This window comes from Streptomyces sp. NPDC026673 (genome assembly GCF_040638135.1).
In the GTDB taxonomy this organism is placed as follows: domain Bacteria; phylum Actinomycetota; class Actinomycetes; order Streptomycetales; family Streptomycetaceae; genus Actinacidiphila.
The window spans coordinates 1-24,188 of record NZ_JBEZXR010000102.1 but is presented as its reverse complement, the minus strand read 5'-3'; the positions used below and the strand labels follow the sequence as shown (position 1 = coordinate 24,188).

Annotated in this window: 22 protein-coding genes; 11 read left to right on the top strand and 11 right to left on the bottom strand. The window is 73.9% G+C overall.

Annotated elements, in window-relative coordinates:
• Positions 1 to 35: 35 nt before the first annotated feature.
• Complete coding sequence (locus AB0F62_RS38685; RefSeq protein WP_361810509.1) at positions 36 to 617, bottom strand: TetR/AcrR family transcriptional regulator; 582 nt, start codon at positions 615 to 617, stop codon at positions 36 to 38.
• Between the two features lie 241 nt (positions 618 to 858).
• Here AB0F62_RS38685 and AB0F62_RS38680 point away from each other — a divergent pair, with 241 nt between their 5' ends.
• A complete protein-coding gene (locus tag AB0F62_RS38680) occupies positions 859 to 2,130 on the top strand; it encodes an MFS transporter (protein WP_361810507.1) in 1,272 nt (423 codons plus the stop codon).
• A 52-nt stretch (positions 2,131 to 2,182) separates the two neighbouring features.
• Here AB0F62_RS38680 and AB0F62_RS38675 read toward each other — a convergent pair whose 3' ends face one another.
• Complete coding sequence (locus AB0F62_RS38675; protein ID WP_361810505.1) at positions 2,183 to 2,632, bottom strand: lipocalin-like domain-containing protein; 450 nt, start codon at positions 2,630 to 2,632, stop codon at positions 2,183 to 2,185.
• A 181-nt stretch (positions 2,633 to 2,813) separates the two neighbouring features.
• Between AB0F62_RS38675 and AB0F62_RS38670 the strand changes: the two genes are divergently transcribed.
• Together AB0F62_RS38670 and AB0F62_RS38665 are read left to right on the top strand one after the other, a co-directional pair.
• The gene (locus AB0F62_RS38670) at positions 2,814 to 3,443 is read left to right on the top strand and encodes an isochorismatase family cysteine hydrolase (protein ID WP_361810503.1); all 630 of its coding nucleotides are present in this window, start codon (positions 2,814 to 2,816) and stop codon (positions 3,441 to 3,443) included.
• A 1-nt stretch (position 3,444) separates the two neighbouring features.
• Entirely contained in the window at positions 3,445 to 5,022 is a 1,578-nt protein-coding gene (locus AB0F62_RS38665; RefSeq protein WP_361810501.1) for an aldehyde dehydrogenase (NADP(+)), read from the top strand.
• 328 nt (positions 5,023 to 5,350) lie between these two features.
• Here the strand turns inward: AB0F62_RS38665 and AB0F62_RS38660 are convergent, their stop codons facing one another.
• Entirely contained in the window at positions 5,351 to 6,382 is a 1,032-nt protein-coding gene (locus AB0F62_RS38660) for a terpene synthase family protein (RefSeq protein WP_361810499.1), read from the bottom strand.
• 230 nt (positions 6,383 to 6,612) lie between these two features.
• On the opposite strand from AB0F62_RS38660, the gene AB0F62_RS38655 reads away from it, so the two are divergent.
• The 6 genes from AB0F62_RS38655 (at position 6,613) to AB0F62_RS38630 (ending at position 14,244) form a co-directional block, all read left to right on the top strand.
• Entirely contained in the window at positions 6,613 to 7,176 is a 564-nt protein-coding gene (locus tag AB0F62_RS38655) for a hypothetical protein (protein WP_361810497.1), read from the top strand.
• A gap of 77 nt (positions 7,177 to 7,253) precedes the next feature.
• Positions 7,254 to 8,036, top strand: coding sequence for a class I SAM-dependent methyltransferase (locus tag AB0F62_RS38650; RefSeq protein WP_361810495.1), 783 nt, complete (start codon positions 7,254 to 7,256; stop codon positions 8,034 to 8,036).
• A gap of 23 nt (positions 8,037 to 8,059) precedes the next feature.
• Positions 8,060 to 9,019, top strand: a complete 960-nt coding sequence (locus AB0F62_RS38645; RefSeq protein ID WP_361810493.1) for a GNAT family N-acetyltransferase — start codon at positions 8,060 to 8,062, stop codon at positions 9,017 to 9,019.
• A 301-nt stretch (positions 9,020 to 9,320) separates the two neighbouring features.
• A complete protein-coding gene (locus AB0F62_RS38640) occupies positions 9,321 to 10,397 on the top strand; it encodes a hypothetical protein (protein ID WP_361810491.1) in 1,077 nt (358 codons plus the stop codon).
• Between the two features lie 81 nt (positions 10,398 to 10,478).
• Positions 10,479 to 11,417 carry a GNAT family N-acetyltransferase gene (locus AB0F62_RS38635; RefSeq protein ID WP_361810489.1) on the top strand — a complete coding sequence of 313 codons (939 nt, stop codon included), beginning with the start codon at positions 10,479 to 10,481 and terminating at the stop codon, positions 11,415 to 11,417.
• Positions 11,418 to 12,153: 736 nt separating this feature from the next.
• On the top strand, positions 12,154 to 14,244 hold the full coding sequence (locus AB0F62_RS38630; protein ID WP_361810487.1) for a PhoX family phosphatase: 2,091 nt from the start codon (positions 12,154 to 12,156) through the stop codon (positions 14,242 to 14,244).
• A 76-nt stretch (positions 14,245 to 14,320) separates the two neighbouring features.
• Here AB0F62_RS38630 and AB0F62_RS38625 read toward each other — a convergent pair whose 3' ends face one another.
• The 8 genes from AB0F62_RS38625 to AB0F62_RS38590 form a co-directional block, all read right to left on the bottom strand.
• Entirely contained in the window at positions 14,321 to 14,557 is a 237-nt protein-coding gene (locus tag AB0F62_RS38625) for a hypothetical protein (protein WP_361810511.1), read from the bottom strand.
• Between the two features lie 10 nt (positions 14,558 to 14,567).
• The gene (locus AB0F62_RS38620) at positions 14,568 to 15,812 is read right to left on the bottom strand and encodes a cytochrome P450 (RefSeq protein ID WP_361810485.1); all 1,245 of its coding nucleotides are present in this window, start codon (positions 15,810 to 15,812) and stop codon (positions 14,568 to 14,570) included.
• The gene (locus AB0F62_RS38615) at positions 15,812 to 17,065 is read right to left on the bottom strand and encodes a cytochrome P450 (RefSeq protein ID WP_361810483.1); all 1,254 of its coding nucleotides are present in this window, start codon (positions 17,063 to 17,065) and stop codon (positions 15,812 to 15,814) included. Before AB0F62_RS38615 ends, AB0F62_RS38620 begins: the two co-directional genes overlap by 1 nt.
• Positions 17,062 to 17,706, bottom strand: coding sequence for an ATP/GTP-binding protein (locus AB0F62_RS38610; protein ID WP_361810481.1), 645 nt, complete (start codon positions 17,704 to 17,706; stop codon positions 17,062 to 17,064). Before AB0F62_RS38610 ends, AB0F62_RS38615 begins: the two co-directional genes overlap by 4 nt.
• On the bottom strand, positions 17,687 to 18,046 hold the full coding sequence (locus tag AB0F62_RS38605) for a DUF742 domain-containing protein (RefSeq protein ID WP_361810479.1): 360 nt from the start codon (positions 18,044 to 18,046) through the stop codon (positions 17,687 to 17,689). The genes AB0F62_RS38610 and AB0F62_RS38605 overlap by 20 nt, the downstream gene beginning before the upstream one ends.
• Positions 18,043 to 18,486: a roadblock/LC7 domain-containing protein gene (locus AB0F62_RS38600; RefSeq protein WP_361810477.1), complete on the bottom strand. Its 444-nt coding sequence runs from the start codon at positions 18,484 to 18,486 to the stop codon at positions 18,043 to 18,045. The genes AB0F62_RS38605 and AB0F62_RS38600 overlap by 4 nt, the downstream gene beginning before the upstream one ends.
• Positions 18,483 to 20,021 (bottom strand): ATP-binding protein, encoded by a 1,539-nt coding sequence (locus tag AB0F62_RS38595; protein ID WP_361810475.1) that lies wholly within the window; start codon positions 20,019 to 20,021, stop codon positions 18,483 to 18,485. Before AB0F62_RS38595 ends, AB0F62_RS38600 begins: the two co-directional genes overlap by 4 nt.
• Positions 20,022 to 20,629: 608 nt before the next feature.
• Positions 20,630 to 21,928, bottom strand: coding sequence for a YbfB/YjiJ family MFS transporter (locus tag AB0F62_RS38590; protein ID WP_361810473.1), 1,299 nt, complete (start codon positions 21,926 to 21,928; stop codon positions 20,630 to 20,632).
• A 142-nt stretch (positions 21,929 to 22,070) separates the two neighbouring features.
• Here AB0F62_RS38590 and AB0F62_RS38585 point away from each other — a divergent pair, with 142 nt between their 5' ends.
• Positions 22,071 to 22,667: a TetR/AcrR family transcriptional regulator gene (locus tag AB0F62_RS38585; protein ID WP_361810471.1), complete on the top strand. Its 597-nt coding sequence runs from the start codon at positions 22,071 to 22,073 to the stop codon at positions 22,665 to 22,667.
• 41 nt (positions 22,668 to 22,708) lie between these two features.
• Positions 22,709 to 23,677 (top strand): phosphotransferase, encoded by a 969-nt coding sequence (locus AB0F62_RS38580; RefSeq protein WP_361810469.1) that lies wholly within the window; start codon positions 22,709 to 22,711, stop codon positions 23,675 to 23,677.
• Positions 23,678 to 24,188: the final 511 nt, after the last annotated feature.

Sequence of the window (24,188 nt, the reverse complement as noted above, 5' to 3'; positions counted from 1 at the left end):
GTGCCGCCCGGGCGGCACCGGCGGCGACGCCGCGGTCAGACCTTCGCGGGCGCGTTCTTCAGCCGCTCGGCCACCGTCGCCAGCAGCTCGTCGGACAGCCGCGGATCGGCGACCGCGCGTGAGATCAGCAGCGCGCCCACGAGTGCGCTGAGGGTAAGCATCGCGTCGGCCTGGGCCTCTTCGGCGGCCTCGCCCTCGGCCGCCTCGCCGATGAGCGCGAGATAGCTCCGCACCTGCTGCTCGTACGCCTCCTTCATCGCCGCGTCGCCGCGGCCCGCCGCGGCGCCGAGCGTCACCAGGGCGCAGCCGGTTCCGGGAGCGTCCCGGTGACGGGTGCTGAGGTAGGCGTCGATCAGGCCCGCGCGGGGCTCCTCGGGGTCCCGGCGGGCGGCCTCGGCCATCTTCGCCTCCCCGTCGGCCAGGGCCAGCGCCGCCGCCTGGCCCATCAGGTCGTCGCGCGACGCGAAGTGCTTGTAGAACCCGCCGTGGGTGAGCCCGGCCTCGTTCATCAGCTCCGCGACACCGGGACGCGTCATGCCCTCCTCGCGGATCCGGCGGGCGGTGATCCGCAGGACCTTCTCGCGCGACTCGGCCTTGGCTGCCTGCGAGTGACCCATCGCCTGACCTCCCGGATGTTACGTCGGGCTGCCCCGATCAATGTGGATGACGTCCATCATACAACGCCGCCCGGGGAATCCGGGCCCTCTTTGACACACAGGATGACACGCATCATCCTTCATGTGGATGACATCAATCATCCACACAGCGGAGGGCGCTCCGCGCGCCGGCCGGCGAGCCCTCGCCGGAGCGGGCTCCCGCCCTTCCCCCGTCCCGACCGCGACCCATCCGCGAGGCACCATGACCACCCCAGCCACCCGCCCGGACGTCAAGCGGGGGACGATCCCCGTCTTCGCCACGGCGACCGCGATCACCGTCGCCAACATCTACTTCACCCAGCCCCTCCTGGACCAGATCGCGCGCGGTTTCGGGATCTCCGCCTCCGCCGCCGGACTGGTGGCCACGGCGGGGCAGATCGGCTACGCGCTGGGCATCGTCGCCGTCATCCCGCTGGCGGACCGCGCCCGGCTGCGCCGGCTCTCCTCCGTCCTGCTGGCCGTCACCGCCGTCGCGCTGCTGGCGGGCGCCCTCGCCCCCTCGGTCGCCCTGCTGGGCCTGGCCACCCTCGTCCTCTCCGCGAGCACGGTCCTGCCCCAGGTGATCATGCCGACGGTGGTCTCCATGGCCGCACCGGGCCAGGCCGGACGGGTACTGGGAGCGGTCGGCACGGGACTGACCCTGGGGGCCCTGCTCTCCCGTACCGCCTCCGGCCTCATCGCCGAGGCCACCGGAACCTGGCGGGCCGGCTTCCTGGTCGCCGCCGCGGCCACCGCGGCGCTGCTCCTGGTCCTCCCCCGCTACATGCCGGCGGAGCGGCCGGCCGGAGCCGCGACGTCCGGCGGATACGCGCGCCTGCTGGCCTCGCTCCCGCGACTGATCGCCGAACACCCCCCGCTGCGCCTGTCCGCCGCACTGGGCGCGACGGTCTTCGCCGCCTTCTCCGCCTTCTGGTCCACGCTCGCCTTCCACCTCACCGCGCCGCCGATCGGGCTGGGCCCCGCCGTGATCGGCCTGTTCGGCCTGTGCAGCGTGCCCGGCGCCCTGGCCGCCCGCTACTCGGGGCGGCTCACCGACCGGTGGGGGCCGCGCGCGGTCAACGCTCTCGCCGTCACCTCGGCGCTGCTCGCCTTCGCGCTCTTCGGGGTCGCGGGGCAGTCGCTCGCCGCGCTGGCCGTCGGCTGCAATCTCCTGGGCTACGGCGTGACCAGCGGCCAGATCGCCAACCAGGCGCGCATCTTCACCGCGCGGCCGGAGATCCGGGCGCGGCTCAACACGGTCTACATGTTCGCGGTCTTCGCCGGCGGCGCCGTCGGATCCGCCGTCGCCGGAGTGCTCTTCTCCGCCTTCGGGTGGCACGGCGTCGTGAGCGGCGGCCTGGGCTTCCTCCTGCTCGGCGGACTCGCGCTGACCTGGCACGCCCTCCGTACCCGCGGCACGGGTGCCGGGCGGGCGCGGCACGCCCGGCGGCGTGAGGACGCGGACGCCGCGGCGGTGCCCGCCACCCGGGGATAGCGGCCGCCACGCGGCGCGCCCGCGCTCCGGGTCCCGGAGCGCGGGCGGGGTGTCATCCCGTGCGCTGCCAGACGAGGACACCGGTGCGGATCGCGCCCCAGATCCTGCCGGGTTCGGGCAGGGCGAGCCGGAGCAGGTCGCCGTCCAGGGCGGCGACCCTGGTCAGGGTGCCGCCCACCCAGTTCGGGAACAGGCTGAGCTCCACACGGTGGACGACCGTGTCGCCCGCGGGGACTTCGTAGGTGCCCGCGTAGGCCAGATAGCCCGTGGCCGCCGCGGCCAGTTCCCCGGGCTGCCCCTCCTCCAGGCGTCCCCTGCGGAAGGCGGGTCGTCCGCCCCGCATGATCTGTGCCGACATGCGACCGCCGGGGGTGTACAGGATCTGGCCCTCGGGTCGCGACCCGAACGGCTCGACGACATCCCCGTTCCGGACGTCGGTGGCCTCGTAGGAGATCAGGCGCCAGGCGCCGACCAGGGAATCACGCAGTTCATCGGGGGTCATTCGGTACCTCACTGCCGTCCGGGCGCCCGTCGGGCGCCGTCCGATGGCCGCCGGCCCGCCCCCGGTTCCGGTGCGCCGCAGGCTCCGATTCCGCGGCCGGCGTCCTTCCTTGACATTCAGGATGACCAGAGTAATCCTGAATGAGGATGATGCAAGTAATCCACAATGGGAAGGACGCGCCATGACCGACACCTACGAGCCCACCAGCACGGCGATCCTGCTGGTCGACCCCTACAACGACTTCCTCTCGGAGGGCGGCAAGGTCTGGCCCGCGCTCGAGAGCGTCGCCACCCAGGTCGGCCTCCTGGACAACCTCCGCGCCGTCGTCGGCGCGGGACGCCGGGCGGGCCAGAAGGTCTTCTTCGTCCCTCACCGCCGCTGGCAGGAGGGCGACTACGAGACCTGGGAGCACCCCAACCCGACCCAGCGGCTGATCCAGGACCGACACACCTTCGCGCTGGGCACCTGGGGCGGCGAGTTCCACCCCGACTTCCAGCCCACGGACGAGGACGTCGTCGTCCTCGAGCACTGGGCACAGAGCGGCTTCGCCAACACCGACCTGGACTTCCAGCTCAAGCAGCACGGCATCACCCACGTGATCGTCATCGGCCTGCTCGCCAACACCTGCATCGAGTCCACCGGCCGCTACGCGATGGAACTCGGCTACCACGTCACGCTCGTCCGCGACGCCACCGCCGCCTACCTCCCGGAGATGCTGCACGCCGCCCACGAGCTCAACGGCCCCACCTACGCCCACGCCATCACCACCACCGCGGATCTGCTCGCGACCCTCGAGAACGGAGCACGCTGACATGCGACTGACCGGAGAGATGTTGATCGGGGCATCGTCCGTCCCGGCGTCCGAGGGCACGATGAAGGCCCTCAACCCCGCGACCGGCGAGCTGATCGCACCGGAGTTCGCGCTCGGCGGCCCGGCCGAGGTCGACCGCGCCGCGCGCCTGGCCGACGAGGCCTTCGACAGCTACAACGGCACGGGCATCGAGGAGCGCGCCGCGTTCCTCGACCTGGTCGCGGACCGGCTGGACGGCATACGCGCGGAGCTCGCCGAGCGGGCCTCGCTGGAGACCGGGCTCCCGGCGGCGCAGTTCGAAGCGGAGGCGGCCAAGGCGGCCGGCCAGTTCCGGCAGTTCGCCGACGTGGTCCGGCAGGGCCGGTTCCGGCACGCCGCCGTCGACCCGGCCCAGCCGGAGCGGCAGCCCCGGCCGCGCCTGGACCACCGCATGCAGAAGATCGCCATCGGCCCGGTGGCCGTCTTCGGCGCGAGCAACTTCCCCATCTCGTACTCCGTCGCCGGCGGCGACACCGCCTCCGCGCTGGCCGCGGGCTGCCCGGTGATCGTCAAGGCCCACAACGCCCACCCGGGCACCTCGGAGCTGATGGGACGCGCCATCCAGGGCGCCGTCGCCGACTCCGGACTGCACGAGGGCGTGTTCTCCTTCGTCCGCGGGGCGGGCAACGAGATCGGCGAGGCCCTGGTGGACCACCCCCTGATCAAGGCCGTGACCTTCACCGGGTCCGAGGCCGGCGGCATGGCCCTGTACCGGAGGGCGCAGCTGCGTCCCGACCCGATCCCGGTCTTCGCCGAGATGACCAGCGTCAACCCGACCTTCGTCCTGCCCGCAGCGCTGGCGGCGCGCGGCGGCGAGATCGGCGACGGCTTCGCCGAACGCATGCTGGTGAACGTCGGGCAGGCCTGCCTCAAGCCCGCCGTCCTGCTCGCCGTCGACGGCCCCGGATACGCCGCGATGCGCGAGGCGGCGGCCGCGCGGGTGAGCGCCATGGGCGCCCGCACGATGCTCACCCCGGGCATCCACGACGCGTACGAGCGCGGTGCGCGGCGGCTGCGGGACTCCGGCGCGGCGGCCGTGGCCGAGGGTCCGGAGCCCGAGGGTGCCTGGGAGGGCCGCACGCGCCTGCTCGAGGTCGACGGGGACCGCTTCCTGGCCGATCCCTCGCTGGCCGAGGAGGTCTTCGGGCCGGCCGCCCTGCTGGTCCGGCTGAGCGGCCCGGAACAACTGCTGGAGGTGGCCCGCAGCTTCCGCGGCCAGCTCTCGGCGACGATGCACCTCGACGAGGAGGACCACGCGCACGCGGTGCGCCTCCTGCCGGTCCTGGAGCGCCGCACCGGCCGGATCGTGGTGAACGCCTTCGCCCACCCGCAGGAGGTCGGCCACGCCACCATCCACGGCGGGCCGTTCCCGGCGACCACCGACAGCCGCTTCACCTCCGTCGGCATGACCGCCATCGACCGGTTCCTGCGGCCCGTCACGTACCAGGGCTTCCCGGACGCGCTGCTCCCCGAGGCACTGGCCGCCGGCAACCCGCTCGGGCTGTGGCGGCTGGTCGACGGGCACGTCACCCGCGACTGACCACCGCGCCCCGCGCCCGGGCCCTCCTCCGCGGAGGGCACGGGCGCGCGCCGTGTGCGCCCGTGCCGGCCGCGGGCCGTGGTCCGGTCCGTGGGCGCCGGCGTGAAGCCCGCTCGCGGAGCCGCCCGGCGGCCCCCTGTCCCCGCACGCGTCGCGGCGCGCACCGCCGCGCCGGACCTGTCCGACCCCGCCCGGACCCGTCCGGGGCCGCCCGGGCACCCCCGCCGGGCCGCCCTGCGAACGGCATACGCCCCGGCGGCCCGCACGGCGGCCTCCGCGCCCTCCCCTGGCTCGCCCCGCCGTGGTGTGCTCCCGGCGGAAGCGCCCGCTAGCCGGGGGCGGAGTAGCGCGCCGAGGCCAGGGAGAAGTCGAGGAAGCCGCGCACCCAGGCGTGGACGCCGTCCGCGTACTGGCAGACCGCGGCCAGCTGGGCGGAGGTGAGGTCCGTCGCCAGGGCGGTGGCGTACAGATCACGGGTCGCGATCCGCAGGGCGTCGACCCGGCGCGCGTGCCACAGCCGCGTCTCGTCGACCGCCTCGCGCAACGTCAGGCCCTGGTGGTGCCGGAGGATCAGGACCAGGTTGGTGGTCTCCCCGGAGCTCAGCTCCTTCTCCACGGAGAACAGGTCGTTGGTCCAGCCGATGACATCGGCTGCGGCCTCGCGCAGCCGGCGGCAGGCCGGCGAGAACCAGATCCGTTCCGGCAGCTCCGACTCCTGGGCGTACTCGATCAGGTCGAAGCACCAGCCGGTCGCCCCGGAGACCCGCCGCCAGGCGATGTAGGCCTCCGGCGAGGGCACCTCCCGGTCGGTGCGGAACCGGATCGTGTCCTGGTTGGTGCGGATCCACGCGACCAGATGGCGGCGGAAGCGGTCGCCCCAGGCGGGCCCCATGGCGCCGGTCACCCGCGGGACCACCTCGCCGAGAACGCGTACGGCGGGCGCCGCGGACACCGGCACCGTACCCGCCCAGGCGCCGAGGGCACGTGTCATCGCCTCCAGTTCACGGCCGGTCCCGGCGGACGCGTCGCCGGGGCCGGAGTCGCTGTCGTCGTCGACGGCGAACATCCACAGCGTCAGCCGCGCCAGCTCCGCGAGCCGTCCCGGCTCCGCCCAGGGCCACACGTGTGCGGCCATGGCCACCTGCCGTTCCCGGCCCGCCTGTTCCGCGGTGTGCGCGGACAGCAGCCCGGTCCTGCGGGCCCAGGCCAGCGCCTGCTCCTCCACCTGCCGCAGCCCCGGGTTGAGCAGCGACGGCCCCGGGACGCGCAGGGGCCCCCCGGCCCACCCCTTCGCGGTCCCGCTGCGCACGGCCCCTGCCGCCGGGCCTCCACTGTCGACGAACACCGTTGCCTTCCCCACCGAGATCCCCCCTTCCCGGGCCGTCGGCGACCCGGGCAAGGACTACGAGTTCCAGCCATCCCCGTCCCGGTTCCTACCCAGTCTCCGACGCCCGGACGCCGGGAACTGCCAGGTGGTGTCGGGGCGATGACGGAATCCTGCGGGGACACCGGAACCCGGGCGGTCCACAACGCGTCATGATCCGGGCAGGCATTCACCGCCCGTTCCGTTCCCGTTCGTCGAGGAGAGAAGTGCTCAGACACCGCCGCCCGTCCCCCGCCGTCCTGGCCGTCGCGCTCCTGGCCGCCCTGCTGGGTGCCTGCGCGAGCCCGGACACGGGGTCCTCGGCCGGATCCGGACCATCGGCCACCGTCTCCACCGACTCCACCGACTCCACCGACTCCACCGGCGCCCCGGCGCCGCAGGCGGACCCGCCCGTCACCGGAATGCTGGACGACCACCGCCACGTGGCCCGCAAGACCGCCGCCGCCCGGCGCCCGCACATGGTGCGGCGGTGCACCGACCGCACCCGGCGGGTGAAGCACAGCTCCTCGAGCGGTTCCGGCAAGCGCAAGTCGACCCGGACCTGGTACACCTCCGAGCACTACAAGGACTGCAGGAAGGTCCAGCAGGGCACCGAGCCCTACACCCGCGTACTCGCGGCGGAGCGCTGGTGCGTCGAACTCGACGACGTCGGCGGCGACCGCACCGAGGACGACGTCTGGTACACGGTGGACTCCGCCACCTACGACACGGCCGCCGGCGCCGACGAGGGCACCCCGATGTCCTTCACCCCCCTGAGGACCGGCTGCTGACGGCCCGCCGCGGGCTGGCGCCGGGCGCGGCGTAATCCGGATGCGCTCCGGCCTGCGCGTCTGCCATCCTCGCGCCCATGTCCACGTTCGAAGATCTCCTCGCCGAAGGCGCCGCCGTCCCGACCGAGGGCTGGGACTTCTCCTGGTTCTCCGGGCGCGCCAGTGAGCAGCGCCCGTCCTGGGGGTACGCGAAGCTCCTCGCGGAGCGGATGGCGCGGGCCGAGGCCGTGCTCGACGTCCAGACCGGCGGCGGCGAGGTCCTGGCCTCGGTGCCCACCGCCCCGCCGGTGGTCGCGGCGACGGAGTCCTGGCCGCCGAACCTGGAGATCGCCCGGCGCAACCTGGCACGCTTCGGCGGCACGGTCGTCGAGGTCGCCGACACGGCGGACCTGCCCTTCCCCGACGCCCACTTCGACCTGGTCGTCAGCCGGCACCCGGTGGTGACCCGCTGGGACGAGGTGCGCCGGGTGCTGCGCCCCGGAGGCACCTACCTGTCCCAGCAGGTCGGCGCGGGCTCGGTGCGGGAGCTGACCGACTACCTGATGGGGCCTCGGTCCGCGTCCCCGCACCCGTCGCCCGGCCCCTTCACGACGACGGCCGGCACGAGCGCGGTCGAGGCGACCGCCCGCGCCGAGGCGGCGGGCCTGGAGGTCCTGGACGTACGCCAGGAGGCGCTGCGCATGGAGTTCCACGACATCGCGGCCGTGGTCCACTTCCTGCGGAAGGTCATCTGGATCGTCCCCGGCTTCACGGTGGACGCGTATCGCGAGCGGCTTGCCGAGCTGCACGACTTCATGGAACGGCACGGGCCCTTCGTGGCGTACTCGCAGCGCTGTCTGATCGAGGCCCGCAGGGCCTGACCCCCGGAAGGAAGGCACCACTGTTGAACGCGCCGACGACCAGGCCGTTCGCGGCATCCGACATCGATGCCGCGGCCGGTCTCCTCGCCGACCGGCACCGCCGCGACCTGGCGCGGGAGGCCGCGCTCGACCCGGGGTTCACCGACCCGGCCGCCTGCGCGGACCTGCTGCGGACCGCCTGGGAGCAGGGCGCGCGCGGCGCGGTCGCGGAGGCCGCGGACGGCGCGCTCACCGGCCACCTTCTGGCCGTGCCCGGCGACGACTCCCGCGGACGGCACGTCTGGACGGGACCGGGGCACTACGCGGCGCGCGACGAGGACGTCCTGCGCCGGCTCTACGCGGAGCTGTCGGGGCAGTGGCTCGCCGAAGGGCGGCTGCACCACTACGCCGTCGCGGCCGCGGGCGATCTGCCGGTCTGGCTGTCGCAGTGCTTCGGCTACGAGCAGGTCCACGCGCTGGCGGACCTGCCCGCGGACGCGGGAAGGCTCCACGACGACGTCCGCGCCGCCGGGCCGTCCGACCTCGACGCGCTCGAGCCGCTGTTCCGCCTCGTCGCCGACGCGCACGCGGGCCCTCCGGTCTTCGCCTTCATCGAGCCCTCCTTCTACGACGACCTGCGGCCGGGCCATCTGGAGCTGCTGGAGGACCCCGCCGTGTCGTACTGGCTCTCCGAAGGCCCGGACGGCGTGCGGGGCTTCTGCGTCATGCGGCCGGTGCCGGACGACGAGGCGTCACCGACCAAGCCCCGCGGCTCGGTCGAGCTGCTTCTCGCCGCGACCGTTCCGGAGTCCCGGGGCAGCGGCGTCGGCCGCCGGCTCACCGAGCACGCCTTCGCCGACGCGGCACGGCTGGGTTTCCGCGTGTGCGTGACGGACTGGCGTGCGGCGAACCCGCGTTCCTCGGTGTTCTGGCCGCACCGCGGTTTCCGCCCGGTCGCCCACCGGCTGCACCGCGTCCTCGACCCGCGGCTGCTCCAGGGCTGAGCCGGGACGGCCGCGCCACGACGCCGCGGTCCGCCGGGAGCCCCTTCCGGGGGCATCCCCGCCCGCCCCTGCCCCGCCCCGTCCCCGGATCACTCCACGGGTCGGGGCCGATCTCCCTGATGTGCCGTCATTCATTTCCCGTTGGCCCGGCGTTCCCCGGCGGTCCCCCAAAGACTCCACGTGGGGGGCGGATTGGCGTGGGCACACGGGGGACCGTTTATGCTCTGCTCCGTCATTGGATAGTTGTGAACTAAACCACGTTTGGCCGTCGAGGGGACAGCGCGCCATGAACCGTCCGGGGATGTCGATCAATCAGGTACGCGTGGCCGTGGCCGTGCTGAGCCTCGCGCTGTTCGCCCAGACGGCGTTCTGGCTGCTGTACGACATCGTTGTCCGCGGTCTGCCCGGCGCCTGGTCGCTGTGGACCACCGGGTGGGTGCCGGGTCTGTCGGCTACCTCCTCGCTGGACCTCGGTCTGGCGGCCCTGCAGCTCTGCGCCGGCCTGGCGACCCTGTTCCGCACCCGCGGCGCGGGCGGCCTGCTGATGACCGCGTGCACCGTGACCCTCGGCTTCCGGCTCCCCGCCGTGTGGTACCTGCTGCTCGACTCGCCCTCCGACCCGTGGTTCGGCACCCTCAAGGGGGCCTCGCTGAGCGCCGTGGGCGGTACCGCCGTCCTCGCGGTGGTGATCTCCCTGGTCCTGGGCGGGCTCCTTCTGCTGGCCCGGCACATGGAGTACGAGGCCGCCGCCGCGGACACGGTGACGGGCGGCGTCCGCCCGGTGAAGGTGACGGCCACCGCCTCCGGGCTGCTGCTCGCGGTGCTCAACATCTTCTACATCGGACGGAACGCGGTGACGGCCTTTCAGGTCGGTCCGGCCGTGCTCACCGATCTGATCGTCGGCAAGGGCAGCGGCCGGTCGATCCTCGCGGTGCCGTCGCCGTACCAGTGGGTGTGCCTGACCGTGCTGTGCGGGGCGGGCATGCTGTTCGCGGCCCGGCGCCGGCCCGTCGCCCCGGGCTTCTCGGTGGGCCTGTCGCTCTTCATGATGCCCTCGGCCTTCACGGAGCTGTGGGGCTACGCGGTCGGCACGATGCCCGTGACCGCCGTGGACACCGCGCAGAGCCTGCTGGAGTTCGTCGGTTCCGCGGCGGTGGTCGCCCTGATCGTCGGCGACGTGCGCCGTGACCGCCGGCCGGACGACGTCGACCTCGACGTCATGGTCCCCGCCGTGCCGACGGGGACCGCCGCGGCCACGGCCACCACGGCCGGTGACGCCGGCGAGGCCCCGCAGGTCACCGTCCCCGCCCGGCGCGACGCCGACGCCGACGCCGACGCCGACGCGGATCGGCCGGCCACCGAGGCCGCCGACGCCTGACGCGGACGGGCCGTCCCCACCCGACCGGGACCGCTGCGAAAAGCACTTGCCCGCCGCGGTCCCGGTGCCGACAGTTGCGGCATGCCCCTCACCGTGCGCCCGGCCGTTCCCCAGGACGCTCCCGTCATCTGCGAGTTGCTCAACGCCGTCGACGTCGTGGAGCTCGGGCACCCCGAGACCGACCTGGGGACGGTCGAGACCTCACTGCTCCACCCGGAGACGGACCTGGAGCGCGACTCCTGGCTGGCCCTCGAGGACGGCTCCCCCGTCGCGTTCGGGCTGCTGTGGGACGAGTCCGGTGCCGAACGCATCGACATCGACCACTACATCCTGCCCGCGCACCAGGACGTCGGCGAACGCCTGCTGGACCTCATGGAGGCCAGGGCCGCCGAACGCGCCGCGGAGAACGGCGCGCACCGGGCCGTCGTCCATCTCGCCCTCAACAGCGCGCCCACCATGGACACCACACGTCTGACGCGGCGCGGCTGGCGGACCGTACGGCGCCACCACGTGCTGACCCGGCCGCTCTCCCGCGCCGCGGACACCGTTCCCGGGCTCCCGCCCGGCCTGACGCTGCGCGACTGCACACGGGAGGCCGACCGCCGCCGCGCCCACGAACTCCTGCAGGAGACCTTCGCGGAGCACTTCGACCACCAGCACCGCACCTACCCGCAGTGGCTGGACGACCTCGGCACGGGCATCGACTGGTCGCTGGTCTGGATCGCCTCGCTCCAGGGCTCCGGCGACGTGGGCGTGGCGCTGACCCGCGACGACCGCGCGGCCATGGCCTGGATCCGCAACCTCGGGGTTCGCGAGGAGGCGCGGGGCCGGGGCGTCGCCGGCCACCTTCTGCGCCACGCCTTCGGCGTCTACGCCGCACGCGGCCGCGACACCGTCGGTCTCGGCGTGGACACCGACAACACCACGGGAGCCCTGCGGCTGTACACCGCGCACGGCATGGGCCTCCATTTCGCCGTGGACACCTGGGAGGTGACGCTGCCCGTGCCCGCCCCGGCGTGAGCCCGGCGGCCGCCGTCGGGCACGGGAACACGGCCAAGGCCGCGGCGAACGGTTCCCGGGCGTCGAGCCGCGGGAAGTGCCCGACGTCCCGGAACAGCCCTGCCACCACCCCCACCCTGGCGAACGAGGGTGCGTGCACGCCGAACTCCACGGCGGGTACGAACGCCCGTCCCGGGAAGCACGCGAGTGCCGCGCGTACGCTCCGGGCCCAGGGCGCCCCCGGGCGCCGAAGGGGGCCGCCGCGACGCCGTTCCGCTCCCGGGTGGCGGCGGCGTCCGGCGCATGCGCCGGCCACATCCCGACGCCCGTGCAGGATGGGCAGAGGCGGGCGGCGTGGAGTGCCGCCGGGTTCGCTCCGGCGCTGTCGGCACGGAGGCCGACGGTGGCGAGGCAGAGGCGGGCGCGGCGGGCCTCGGCGTGCGCGAGGAGGCGCCCGGCGGGGCCTCCGACACACCACCGGAGCCCTGCGGCGGCGCACCGCGCACGGCATGGACCTCCACTGCGCCGTGAACACCCGGAAGTCGACGTCGCCCGCGCCCGCCCCGGCGTGAGCCCGGCGCCCACCGTCGGGCACGGGAAGGCGGCCAAGGCCGCGACGAACCCCTCCCGGTCGGCGCTCCTCCCCTGCCGCGGCCACCGGTTCATTCGCGGTTCACGTTCCGGCCACCCCTGCGAGAACACGGCTCTTTACCGTCCCATGGGATTCGCTATACCGGAACATAGACTTGGAGGCACTGTGCGGCCGCACAGACTTCTTCCGCTGCTCACGCGCCACGACGGTGGCAGGTCCGCCCTGACCTGCCGGTTCAAGTGCGGTGACGCCTGCGCCCACGAGGCTCCCAACACCAGCGGCAACGCCTACCTCGGCGACGTCATCGCCGACGCCCTCTCCCGCCGCACCATGCTGCGGACCGGTGCCGTGGTCACCCTCGCCGCCGCCGCGGGCGGCATGGCCGTCACCTCCGGCACCGACGTCGCCGCCGCAGCCCCCGAGCCGCTGCACGGCGGCCACGGAGGCGGCGTCGACCGCGACGCGGCCAAGGGCCTGCGCTTCACGCCCGTCCAGCCCGGCACCGTGGACGCCGTGGTCGTGCCCGAGGGCTACACGCAGGGCGTCGTCATCCGCTGGGGCGACCCCATCCTGCGCGGCGCCCCCGCGTTCGACCCCACCCGGCAGAGCGCCGCGGCGCAGGCGGGCCAGTTCGGCTACAACAACGACTTCCTGCACCTGTTCGACCTGCCCGGTGAGCGGGGCCGCCAGGTACTCGTGGCCAACCACGAGTACACCGACGAGATCCTCATGTTCCCGGCCTACGACGCGGCCAACCCCACCCGTGAGCAGGTCGAGATCGCCTGGGCCGCGCACGGGCTCAGCGTGGTCGTGGTCGAGGAGGACCGGCACTCCGGCCGCCTGTACCCGGTGAACCGGCACGGCCTCAACCGGCGGATCCACACCCGGACCGCCTTCCGGCTCACCGGTCCCGCCGCCGGCAGCCCCCTGCTGCGCACCAAGGCCGACCCCACCGGCACCAGGGTCCTCGGCACCCTCAACAACTGCGCGGGCGGCACCACCCCGTGGGGCACCGTGCTCTCCGGGGAGGAGAACTTCAACCAGTACTTCGGCAACGCGGCCTCGGTCACCGACCCGGTCACCGCGGAGCGGCTGAAGCGCTACGGCATCGCCGGGGCGGCCAGCGAGCGCAAGTGGGAGCGGTTCGACGACCGCTTCGACCTGGCCAAGGAGCCCAACGAGGTCAACCGCTTCGGCTGGATCGTGGAACTCGACCCCTTCGACCCGGACTCGACCCCGCGCAAGCACACCGCCCTGGGCCGCTTCAAGCACGAGGCCGCGCAGCCCCGGCTGACCGCGGACGGCCGCCCGGTCGTCTACATGGGCGACGACGAGCGCTTTGACTACATGTACAAGTTCGTCGCGAGCAAGGCGATGCGGCACGGCTCGGGCCGGGCCGTGCGGGAGCACAACCTGTCGCTGCTGGACGAGGGCACGCTCTACGTCGCCAGGCTCACCGGCGACAGCCCGGCCGCGGAGTTCGACGGCGGCGGGAAGCTGCCCTCGGACGGCGAGTTCGACGGCTCCGGCGAGTGGATCAAGCTCGCGAGCGGCACCACCTCGTTCGTCGAGGGCATGACCGCCGAGGAGGTGTACCTGTTCACCCGGATCGCCGCCGACAAGGCCGGCGCCACGAAGATGGACCGCCCCGAGGACGTGGAACCCAGCCCGCGCACCGGCCGGGTGTACGTGGCGCTGACCAACAACACCAACCGCGGGAAGGCCGGCTTCGCGGGCGCCGACGAGGCGAACCCGCGTGCGGGCAACAAGCACGGGCACGTGCTGGAGCTCGCGGAGTTCTTCGACGACCCGGCCGCCGACCGCTTCGCCTGGCGGCTCTTCCTCGTGGCCGGCGACCCCTCCGACCCCGCCACCTACTTCGCGGGCTTCCCGAAGGACGACGTCAGCCCGATCTCATGCCCGGACAACGTGGCGTTCGACCCGCACGGCAACCTGTGGATCTCCACCGACGGCGCGCCCGGCACCCTCGGCACCCACGACGCCCTCTTCGGGGTCGCGGTCAAGGGTGACAAGCGCGGTCAGGTCCGGCAGTTCCTGAGCGTGCCCAAGGGCGCGGAGACCTGCGGTCCGATCGTCCAGGGCAAGCGTGTGCTGGTCGCGGTGCAGCACCCGGGCGAGACCGACGGCTCCACGTACGAGAACCCGTCCTCGCGTTGGCCGGACGGGGGCAAGGGGATCCCCCGGCCGTCCGTCGTGGCCGCGTGGCGCAAGGACGGCCGCGACATCGGCGTGTGACGGGACCGGCCCCGCCCGGTGCGCTCGCGTTCTGCTGAGCGCCGCGACGCCGGGCGGGGCCGCGACACCCTCGTCGTCAGGAGGAAGGCACCGGAGCCGCCCGGCCGAGGGCCGGTCCGCGCCGGATCGTCTCGAGCGTCGACTCGTGCCCACCGCGCGGGCCGGCCTCCTCGAACAGCCCGATGGCCAGGAAGCCCAGTTCGCGCGACGGCCTGCCGTACGACGGCCCGGGAGCCTCCTCGTCGGTGCGGGGTCGGGCACGACCGACAAAGCCCCGCACCGGCACGCGGCGGGGCGGGGCGGTGTCGGACACCGACGATGGGTCAGTTCACGCTGACGGGCAGCTCGTACAGGTCGTTCTGGGTGACGACCGGCTTGTTGCGGAGTTCCGCCGCGGGCACGGCCAGGTCGAGCTTGGGGAAGCGCGCGAACAGGGCGGGCAACGCGACGGCGGCCTCCAGGCGGGACAGCGCGGCGCCGGGGCAGACGTGCGGTCCGTGGCCGAAGGCGATGTGCCGGATGGGGTGGGGGCGGGTGATGTCGAAGACGCCGGCGGTCGGGCCGTGCTGCTTCTCGTCGCCGCCGATCGCCGCGTAGGAGACGATCAGTGCCTCGCCCTTGGCGATGACCTTGTCGCCGACCGGCACGTCCTCGGTGGCGAAGCGGATCAGCACGTGGGAGGTCGGGGTGGAGTGGCGCAGGGTCTCCTCCACCACGGACTCCCAGCTCGCCCGGCCGTCCCGGACCAGTGCGAGCTGGTCGGGGTGGGTGAGCAGGTTGACGACCGCGTTCACGATGAGGGAGATCGTGGTCTCGTGACCGGCGGCGATCATCAGCTGGAGGGTGCTCTGGATCTCCGCGTCGGTGAGGTGGTCACCGTCCTCGGAGACGGCGATGAGCGCGCTGGTGAGGTCGTCGCCGGGCTCGGCGCGCCGGTCGGCCACGGTCTTGGCCATCAGCTCCGCGAGCTCGCCGAGCGTGGCGATGACCTCCTCGGGCGGGGTCTGGGTGGAGAAGAACTTCTCGAACAGCACCTTCAGCCGCGGCAGGTGCGCCTCGTCGATGCCCATCAGCTCCTGCACGACGTACATCGGCAGCGGGTAGGCGAAGGTGGCCTTCAGGTCCACCACGTCTCCGGCGCGCGCCGCCTCCTCGACGCGGTCCAGGAGTCCGGCGGTGAGCTCCTCGATCCGGGCGCGCATCTGCTCCACGCGGCGCGGGGTCAGGGCCTGGGCGACGAGCGAGCGCAGCCGGCGGTGGTCGGCGCCGTCCACGGTGAGCATCGAACGGCCGGGGTTGGCCAGGCCGATCAGCGCCCAGTCGGCGGGTATGTCGCCGCGGGTGAAGGCGTCCCAGTGGGCGATGTCCTTCACCAGCCGCGGGTCGGTCAGCAGCGCGCGGGCCTCGGCGTGGTGGGTGACCGCCCACACCGGCACCCCGCCGGGCAGTTCGACCGCCGCGAGCGGGCCCGCTCCGCGCAGCGCGGCGCTCTCAGCGACGAGGTCGCCCACCAGCGGGTCCAGCACGATGGGGGAGGCGGCTTCGTGGCCGGTGACCGGGCACTTCATCAGAGTTCTCCTAGAGCGGGAGTGGGGGTGAAACGCACGGGGAGCTTGGTCATGCCCCGCAGCCAGGGGGACGGGCGGCGCACCAGCGTCGCGGGGTCCGCGCCCAGTTCCAGGTCGGGCAGGCGGTCCAGCAGCACCTCGATGCCGGTGCGGGCGATGGCCTCGGCGATCTCCTGCGCGGGGAACGGGCAGCGGTGCTCGCCGTGGCCGAAGGAGAACCAGGCGTTGTTGCCGTTGGTCGAGGCCCCGGCCTCCAGGTGCACCTGCGGGTCGGCGTTGGCCGCGGCGAAGCCGAGGATGAGCAGGTCGCCGGAGGCGATGCGGCGGCCGCCGAGCCGGGTGTCGCGGCTGGCCCACCGGCCGGCGATGTTCTGGCTCGGGGTGTCCTCCCACAGGACCTCGTTCATGGCCTGTCCGACGCTGTGCCGGCCGCCGGTGAACGAGGCGGCGAAGCGGTCGTCGGTGAGCATCAGCCGCAGCGAGTTGCCGATCCAGTCGGCGGTGGGCTGGTGCCCGGCCACGGTCATCACCATCAGGTCCTGCACGATCTCCTCGTCGGAGAACTCGTACCGGTCGGCGAGCATGCGCGAGACCACGTCCGCGCCCGGCTGCTCCTTCTTGGCCTGGAGCAGTTCGGTCATCGCGCTGTAGACGTACAGCTGTCCGGCGATGGCGTCCTCTCCGCCGTCGACCAGGTCCTTGACCGCCTTCACCAGGCGGGGGCCCTGCTCCTCGGGGAACCCGTACAGCCGGGCCAGCACGCGCACCGGCAGCAGCATGGCGAAGTCGTCGAGGAGGTCCGCCGTGCCGCGTCCGCAGAAGGCGTCGATGAGCCCGTCGGCGTAGCCCTCGGCGTAGCGGCGCAGTTCGACCGCGTCGATGGCCTCCATGGCGTTGCCCATCATCGCGGCGCGCCGCCGGTGCCGTTCGCCGACGGTGTAGAGGATCGACGGCTGCTTGCGTCCGATCATCGGCAGCAGCGGCCAGTCGTCGGGGATGCGGTCCCACTGGTTCCACAGGTCCGAGTCGCGGCTGAAGAGCACCGGGTCGTTGGTGACGTGCAGCAGTTCCCGGTAACCCAGCACAAGCCAGGCCGGCACGTCGCCGTCGAGCATCACCGGGGCGAGGGCGCCGTGGTCGCGCCGCAACTCCCGGTACAGGGCCGCGGGTTCGATGTGGAAGCGCGGACCGCTGAAGGGCACCGCCCCGGCGAACGGGTCGGTGCCGGCGGCCGCGGATGGCTGGCTGGTCACGGGGCGGTCCTCTCCCTGGCGCGCGGGCGCGCGCCGGACAGGGTCTGCAGATGCTGGACGAGGGTGATCAGGACGTCCTTGGACGATTGCCGGGACCGGGCGTCGCAGTCCACCAGCGGCACCCCGTCGGGCAGCGACAGCGCGTCGCGGACCTGCTCCTCGGTGTGCTTCGGCCCGCCGAAGTCGTTGCGGGCCACCACGAACGGGGTGCCGTGGTGCTCCAGACGGTCGATGGCGTACCAGGAGTCGTCCAGGCGACGGGTGTCGACCAGCACGACCGCGCCGAGCGTGCCGGAGAACAGCCGGTCCCACAGGAACCAGAAGCGCTCCTGTCCGGGCGCGCCGAACAGGTACAGCACGGTGCGTGCGTTGATGCCGATCCGGCCGAAGTCGAAGGCCACGGTCGTGGAGGTCTTCGCCTGCACCCCGGCGAGGTCGTCGACGCCGGCACCGGCCTGCGTCATCGTCTCCTCGGTGTTCAGCGGCCGGATCTCGCTGACCGAACGGACCATGGTCGTCTTGCCCACGCCGAACCCGCCGGTGATGACGATCTTCAGCCCGTTGTCGGCGCTCGCGGGCAGCGGCGCCCGCGGCCCCGGCGGGCCGGGGAGGAGGCCGGGGTCAGAGGTTGCGTAGTCCAACGAGCACCTGCTCCAGGATCTCGGGGTCCGGAAGTTGAGCCGCCGTCCGGGCGGTACGGGGATGCCGGGCACTGATCCGGCCGGTGTCCAGCAGATCGCAGAGCAGTACCTGCGTGATGCCGACCGGCAGCGCCAGATCCGCGGCCAGCTCCACCACGGCGGTGGGCCGCCGGCAGATCCGCAGGATCGCCGCGTGCTCCGACTGCATCCCCGGCACCGGATCGCACTCGGCGACCACTAGGGTCACCAGGTCGAACAGATCGGACGCGGGCCGGCTGCGACCCGACGTGAGGGTGTACAGCCGGTCCGGATCCTCCTCCCGGCCCGGGCGGGGTGTCATGCGTCTTCGCCGTCCTCGCCGGGCACCTCGCGCGGCGGGGCGCTCAGGTGCTCGCCGAGCTGCTCGACCAGCTCGTGCATGTTGTGGCCGATGAGTCCCACCTCGGCGTCGTCGTCGGCGACGACGGCCAGGTGGGCGCCGTCGCCGGCCTCCACGATGAACAGGATGCCGCCGTAGAACTCGGCCATGGCCTGCCGGACTCCGCCGCTGCCGTCGCCGAACTCGATGGACGCGCCCTGCGAAAGGCTCTGGATGCCGGCGGAGATCGCCGCGAGCTGGTCCGCCTGGTCCACCGAGAGTTCGGGGGTGCGGCACAGCTTGAGCCCGTCCCGGGAGAGGACGAGGGCGTGGCGGGCGCCGGGGGTGCGCTCCAGCAGGTTCTCCAGCAGCCAGTTGAGCCGCTCGTCCGTACTGGTGCTGCCGGTGGCTGGTGCGGTCATCGCGCGTCGCTTTCTGGGGATGGGTCCGTCGCGTTGTGCTCGTCGCGGTCCGCGCCGGGCGCGGCCGCGGGGGACACGGGGTCGGGGGCGGGTGCGGGTGCGGGCGCGGCGGGGGTGGTGCCGTGCACCGCACTGCGGAAGGTGCTGAACCGGGCGGCCCGCTCCGCCGCGGTGCCGCCGCCGGCGCTCGGGTTCCGGGGTGCGGCGGCCGTCCGGTCGTGGCCGGCGGCGGCCAGGGTCTGGCCGCGCCGGCGCTTGGGCAGGCCGCTCTCCCCCAGTTCCGGTGCCGCGGGGTGGGCTTCCTCGTCCCGGCCCGGCTCCGTGGCGGACACCGGGACGGACGGGGCGGCCGCCGGCGCCTCCGGGGGCAGGACCGGGGCGGCCTCCGGCTCGGCATGGGTCCCGGGGCGCGGGACGGTGAGCAGTTCCTGCGGGACCATCATCACCGCGCCGGTGCCGCCGCGGGCGGAGGGCCGGAAGGAGACGGTGAGCCCGTGCTTGCGGGCCAGCCGCCCCACCACCGTCAGGCCGAGCCTGGTTCCGGACAGGCCGGTCAGATCCCCGGAGCCCAGCGCGACGGCGCTCTGCGCCCGGCGCAGCGCGACCTCGCCCATGACCAGGCCGCTGTCCTCGACCGTGATGACCGCGCCCGCGGGCACCTCTTCCACGTACACGTGGACCTCGGCGGTGGGCGGGGAGAAGTTCGCGGCGTTGTCCATCAGTTCGGCCAGCGCGTGCATCACGCCCTCGGCGGCGTGCCCGACGACGGCGACCTCGCTGGTGGAGTGGAGCCGCACCCGCTGGTAGCCGGCGATGCGGCCCATCGCGCCGCGCAGGATGGACTCCATCCTGATCGGCTTGGCCCACCGGCGCCCGGAACGGGCACCGGTCAGTACGGCGATGCTGTCGGCGAGGCGGCCGGCCTGCGCGGTGCGGTGGTCCAGGTGCAGCAGGTCGTGCAGCACGGCCGGGTCGCTGTGGCGGTGCTCCATCTGGCGCAGGTCGGCCAGCATGCCGGTGGCCAGTGCCTGCATGCGTCCGGCCGCGTTGGCGCCGACGGCCATCGCCGCGGCGCGCCGTGACTCGCTGCTGCCGACCCGGTCGGCGACCAGGTTCAGTACGCGTCGCTGCGCACCGGTCAGCGGTTCCCGCACCGCGACCAGCGCCCGGTCCACGGCCTCGCCCGCGGCGATCCGGTCGGCCGCGGCGGGCAGCACCTCGTCGGCGAACCGCTCGGCGTCCGCCCGCAGGGCGGCGAGCTGTCCGGCCAGCCGCCGGGCCCGCCAGCGCTCCTGCGCCGCTACGGCCACGGCGCAGGCCAGCGCCAGGATCCCGGCGCCCGACCCGACGGCGGCGGGGGTCCGCACCGCCTCCGGAGCGGCCACCACCAGCCACACGGCGACCGGCACGGTGACCACCAGGGGCACGGCCAGGGCCCGTACCAGGTACGCGAGCGGAGCACGTTGCTCACGCTGCCGTGCCGGTATGCGCAGGCGCCCGGTCCGCGGGCGCGGGAGCGCGGTCTGCGCTGTCATCGATCAGTGACCTCGGGGCCGTACGGGCGGATGGGACGAAGGGGACAGACGGAAGGGACGAACGGAGCGGACGTCGGCAAAAACGGGCACCACCGCGCGCACGAATCCCGGTCGGGCTCCGTGTTCGCTGGGAACTCGCGGTCACTATATGCGAGTTGCCGACAGTGTTGATCAACGCTCCGATGACTTTTGTTGGCCGGTGAAGGTATGTGAGGCCGTGGTGGTGATGCACCGCGCGCATGCCGGTGAACCGCCGCCTCCGTTCTCACCGGCAGGCCGCGGGCCCCCGGCCGCCAAGGAGGCGCCCCCGCAGCGCCGCTGACCACGCGTTTCACGCGGCCGGACGGACCAGGGCCGGTACGCCCGGCCCGGCGGCCCGCACCCGGGGAGGCCGCCGCGGCCCGGGCCGGCCCCGGGGCCCGGGCCGCGTGGCCACTCTGCGACATGTCACAAGCGCGCCACGGTGGTTCGGCGTGGGGGCCGACGGGAGGGTGCCCCGGGCACGCCGGCATTTCGGGACGTACGGCTCGCAGCGGCCCTCACGGCGCCGAACGGGGACGTGGAACAAGGAAGCCGAACGAGGACGGCCCCGGCCCGGACCCCGCCCGTCAGCCCGCCGCGCGTCCGGCCCCGGCCGGAGCCGGCTCCGGGGTCTGCGCTTCGGCACCGGCGCGGACGAACCGCGCGGCGCACCCGACGACGAGCGCCAGAACGAGGGCGACGGCGCCGATGGCGAACAGCACACGGTGGTTCTGACCCGTCAGGTCGAAGAGGTAGGAGTACAGATAGGCGGAGAGGGCCAGCGACAGCGCCCCCGCGACCGTCGCCTTGCCCCACGCGGCCGACTGCGCCTCGGGGCGCCGCGGCACCAGCTCGTGGACGCGGCCCAGGACGACGGGCACGACACCGGGCGGGAAGGAGCCGATGACCACGCTCAGCGCCGCGATCGCCGGGAGGCCGTGTGCCGCGGCGAGCCCGGCGAGGGCCCCCGCCTGCACCAGGGTGATCACCAGGAGGGCCCTGGCGAACCCGAGTCGGTCGCCGAGGAAGCCGTAGAGGGTGGGGCCGACGAGGGCGCCGAGTCCGTAGAGGATCCAGACCATCGAACCGCTGCCGGAACCGCGGTCCAGCCCCCGGCCGACGAAGTCCGCGAGGAAGGCCATGGCCGGGGTGAGCCCCGTCGAGATCAGGGCGTACTCCACGAGCAGCAGACCGAGCCGCCGCGAGCGGGCGGACCCGCGGGGCGGGGAAGCCGGGGCCGCGGGGGCGGGGGCCACGGCGGGCGCCGTTGGCGTGGTGGACGCGGCGGACGTGGTGGACGCGGCAGACGTGGTGGACGCGGTGGGCCAGCCGTTCCAACTCAGCGCGGTGAGCACCGCGCACAGGGCGGCCAGCCCCATCCAGGTACGGCTCAGGCCGAGGTGGAGCAGCAGCGGCACCAGGGTCCCCGAGGCGGCGATGCCGACCCCGAGCCCCGCGAAGATCGCCCCGCCGGCCAGTCCGCGGCGCGCGCCGCGCAGGTGCGGGAGCACCGCGCCGGCCACCCGCACCATGATCACGCCTCCGGCGAATCCCGAGGCCAGGCGCCAGAGGAAGAACCAGGCGGCCGAGACGGGCACGCTGCAGGCGAGGAGGGCGACCGTGGCGAGCGCCATCGTCCACCGCAGGGCCCGGCGGTCACCGAGCCGCCGCCCCACCCACGGGGCGCTCAGCGCGCCGGCGAGGTAGCCCGCCAGATTGGCCGCGCCGAGATAGGCGACCGCCGACGCGGAGAACCAGCGGGCGGTGATCAGCTCGGGAACCAGGGGCGTGTAGGCGAAGCGGGCCAGGCCGATGCCGACGAAGCTCGCGCTCGCCCCGGCCGCTATCGCCCGCCACGCGGCGGGGCCGGGGGATGTGGTGCTCATGTGCTCATGTCCGCTTTCCACCCGGTCAGGACGGGTCCGGGCACAGCCCGGCCCATCACTCCGGGCCATCTTTGACAACCTCGTCATGTTTGACACCATTGCAAACTTTGACGGATGCGTCAAAGATGATTACGGTTGCCGCATGGCTGGACGGCGTCAGTTCGATGAGCAGCACACCCTGGGCCGGATCCTGGACGTCTTCTGGAACCAGGGCTACGGAGCGACCTCCATGCAGGACCTGGCGACCGCCACCGGCGTGCAGCGCGGCTCGCTCTACAACGCGTACCGGGACAAGGAGTCGCTGTTCCTGAGGGTCTTCCGGGACTACGCCGACGCCTTCATCGCCGAGTCGACCGCCACGCTGGACCAGGCGGACCCTTGGCGGGCGCTGGAGGACTTCTTCGACTTCACCATCGGCTCCATGACCCGCGGCACCCCCGCCCGCGGCTGCCTGTCGACCAAGACGGCCACCGACACCCAGGCCGACTCCGAGCCCATCCGGGCCGCCATCCGCGCGATGCTGGACCGGCTCGAGGGCGTCATGGCCGAACGGCTCTCCCGGGAGGACGCGTCCGCCCTCCTCACCGTCCCGCCCGCCGAGGCCGCGCGGGTCCTGATCACCATGACCCGCGGCACCGTCGTCATGGAGCGCGTCTACCAGGACCCCGAACGGCTCCGGGCGACCGCGGCGTCCCTGATCGCCATGGTGCTCGGCGGACGGCGGCCGGCCGCCGGGTGAGCAACCGGCCGGACGGTCAACCGGCCGGATAGGCTGCCCGGATGACCACGACCGAGGACGGCGGGTCCGGCTGGGAGGCCACCCGCGCCTGGGTGCGACGGCACCTCCGTGACGGGGAACGCATCGAGTCCGCGGAGCGGCTCCTCGGCGGCTGGACATCGCAGATGCGCCGCCTGCGGGTCGTCGGACGGGACGGCGAACGCCAGTTGGTACTGCGGTCCTTCGTCGCACCCTTCTATCTCCGGCACGCGGAGGGGCTCCTCGACCGCGAGGCGCGGATCCTGACGCTGCTCGGCCCGAGCGACGTCCCGGCCGCCGAACTCCACGCCGTCGACGCGACGGCGGAGCACTGCGACCACCCGTCGCTGCTCATGTCGCTGCTCCCGGGCACCGTCCGGCTGGAGGAGGCGGACGCCGGGGCACGCGCCGCACTCCTGGCCCGCCAACTCGTCCGCATCCACCGGCTTCCGGTCACCGGGGCCGACCGGCCCCGCACCTATCAGGCCTGGACCTCGCCCGACCGCGTACGCCGGCCGGAAGCCACCGGCCGGCCCGGGCTGTGGGCCCGGGCGGTGGACGTCATCCGCCGTGATCCGCCGGCTTTCGAAGGCCGCTTCCTGCACCGCGACTTCCACCCCGGCAATGTCCTGTTCACCGGATACGGCGCCGCCCTGCGCATCACCGGCGTGGTCGACTGGGTGGAGACCTCCTGGGGGCCGGCCGACCTCGACGTCGCGCACTGCGCCACGGCCCTCGCGCTCCTCCACGGGCCGGAGGCGGGGCTGCGCTTCGCCGACCTCTACACCGCGGCGGGCGGCCGACTGGCCGGCGCCCCCGGGGACCACCTCTACTGGCGGCTCCTGGACGCCCTCGCCTTCGCACCCGACGCCGAGAAGGTCGCCGTCCCCTGGCGGGAGTTGGGCCGCCGCGACCTCACCCCGCCGACACAGGTGGGCCGCCTGGAGGACTACGTCGCGGCGCTTCTCGACCGGTACGGGGCTCGGCCGTAGGCGATCCCCGTACCGGGCGCCGCCTCGACGCACCGCCCGGGCGGACGTACCGGCGCGGCCCGGCACGCACCGAGCGGGGCACGGGCGCGGTGCGCGGGAAGCGGGTGTGGCGCCCGGCCTGCCGCAGCGGTGGCTCACGCGGGCCCTGGTCCCGCGATGGGCCCGCCCCTCCGCCGCGTGTGCGGCCGCGGCCGGCGACACCCCGCGGAGGTGAGGGACGCGGAGTTCTCACCTGTGCAACTGCGCGTATTCCCAAGGGATTTCGTCTTGTCACCCGGGTGTGATCGCGGCGAGGGTGCAGGGCGAGCCGCGGGCGCGATGGTGCGCCGCATTCGACGTCCCACTACCGAGCCCGGGTCGCACCGGGCTGCCGGAGGCATTCGTCCATGTCAACACGCATACGGCCCAGACCGGTCCACCGACCCGGCCGCACCGGCCTGTCCGTCCTGCTCGCCGCCGCCGTCGCCCTGGGCGTCACCGGCCTGACCGCCCCCGCGCACGCGGCCGACCC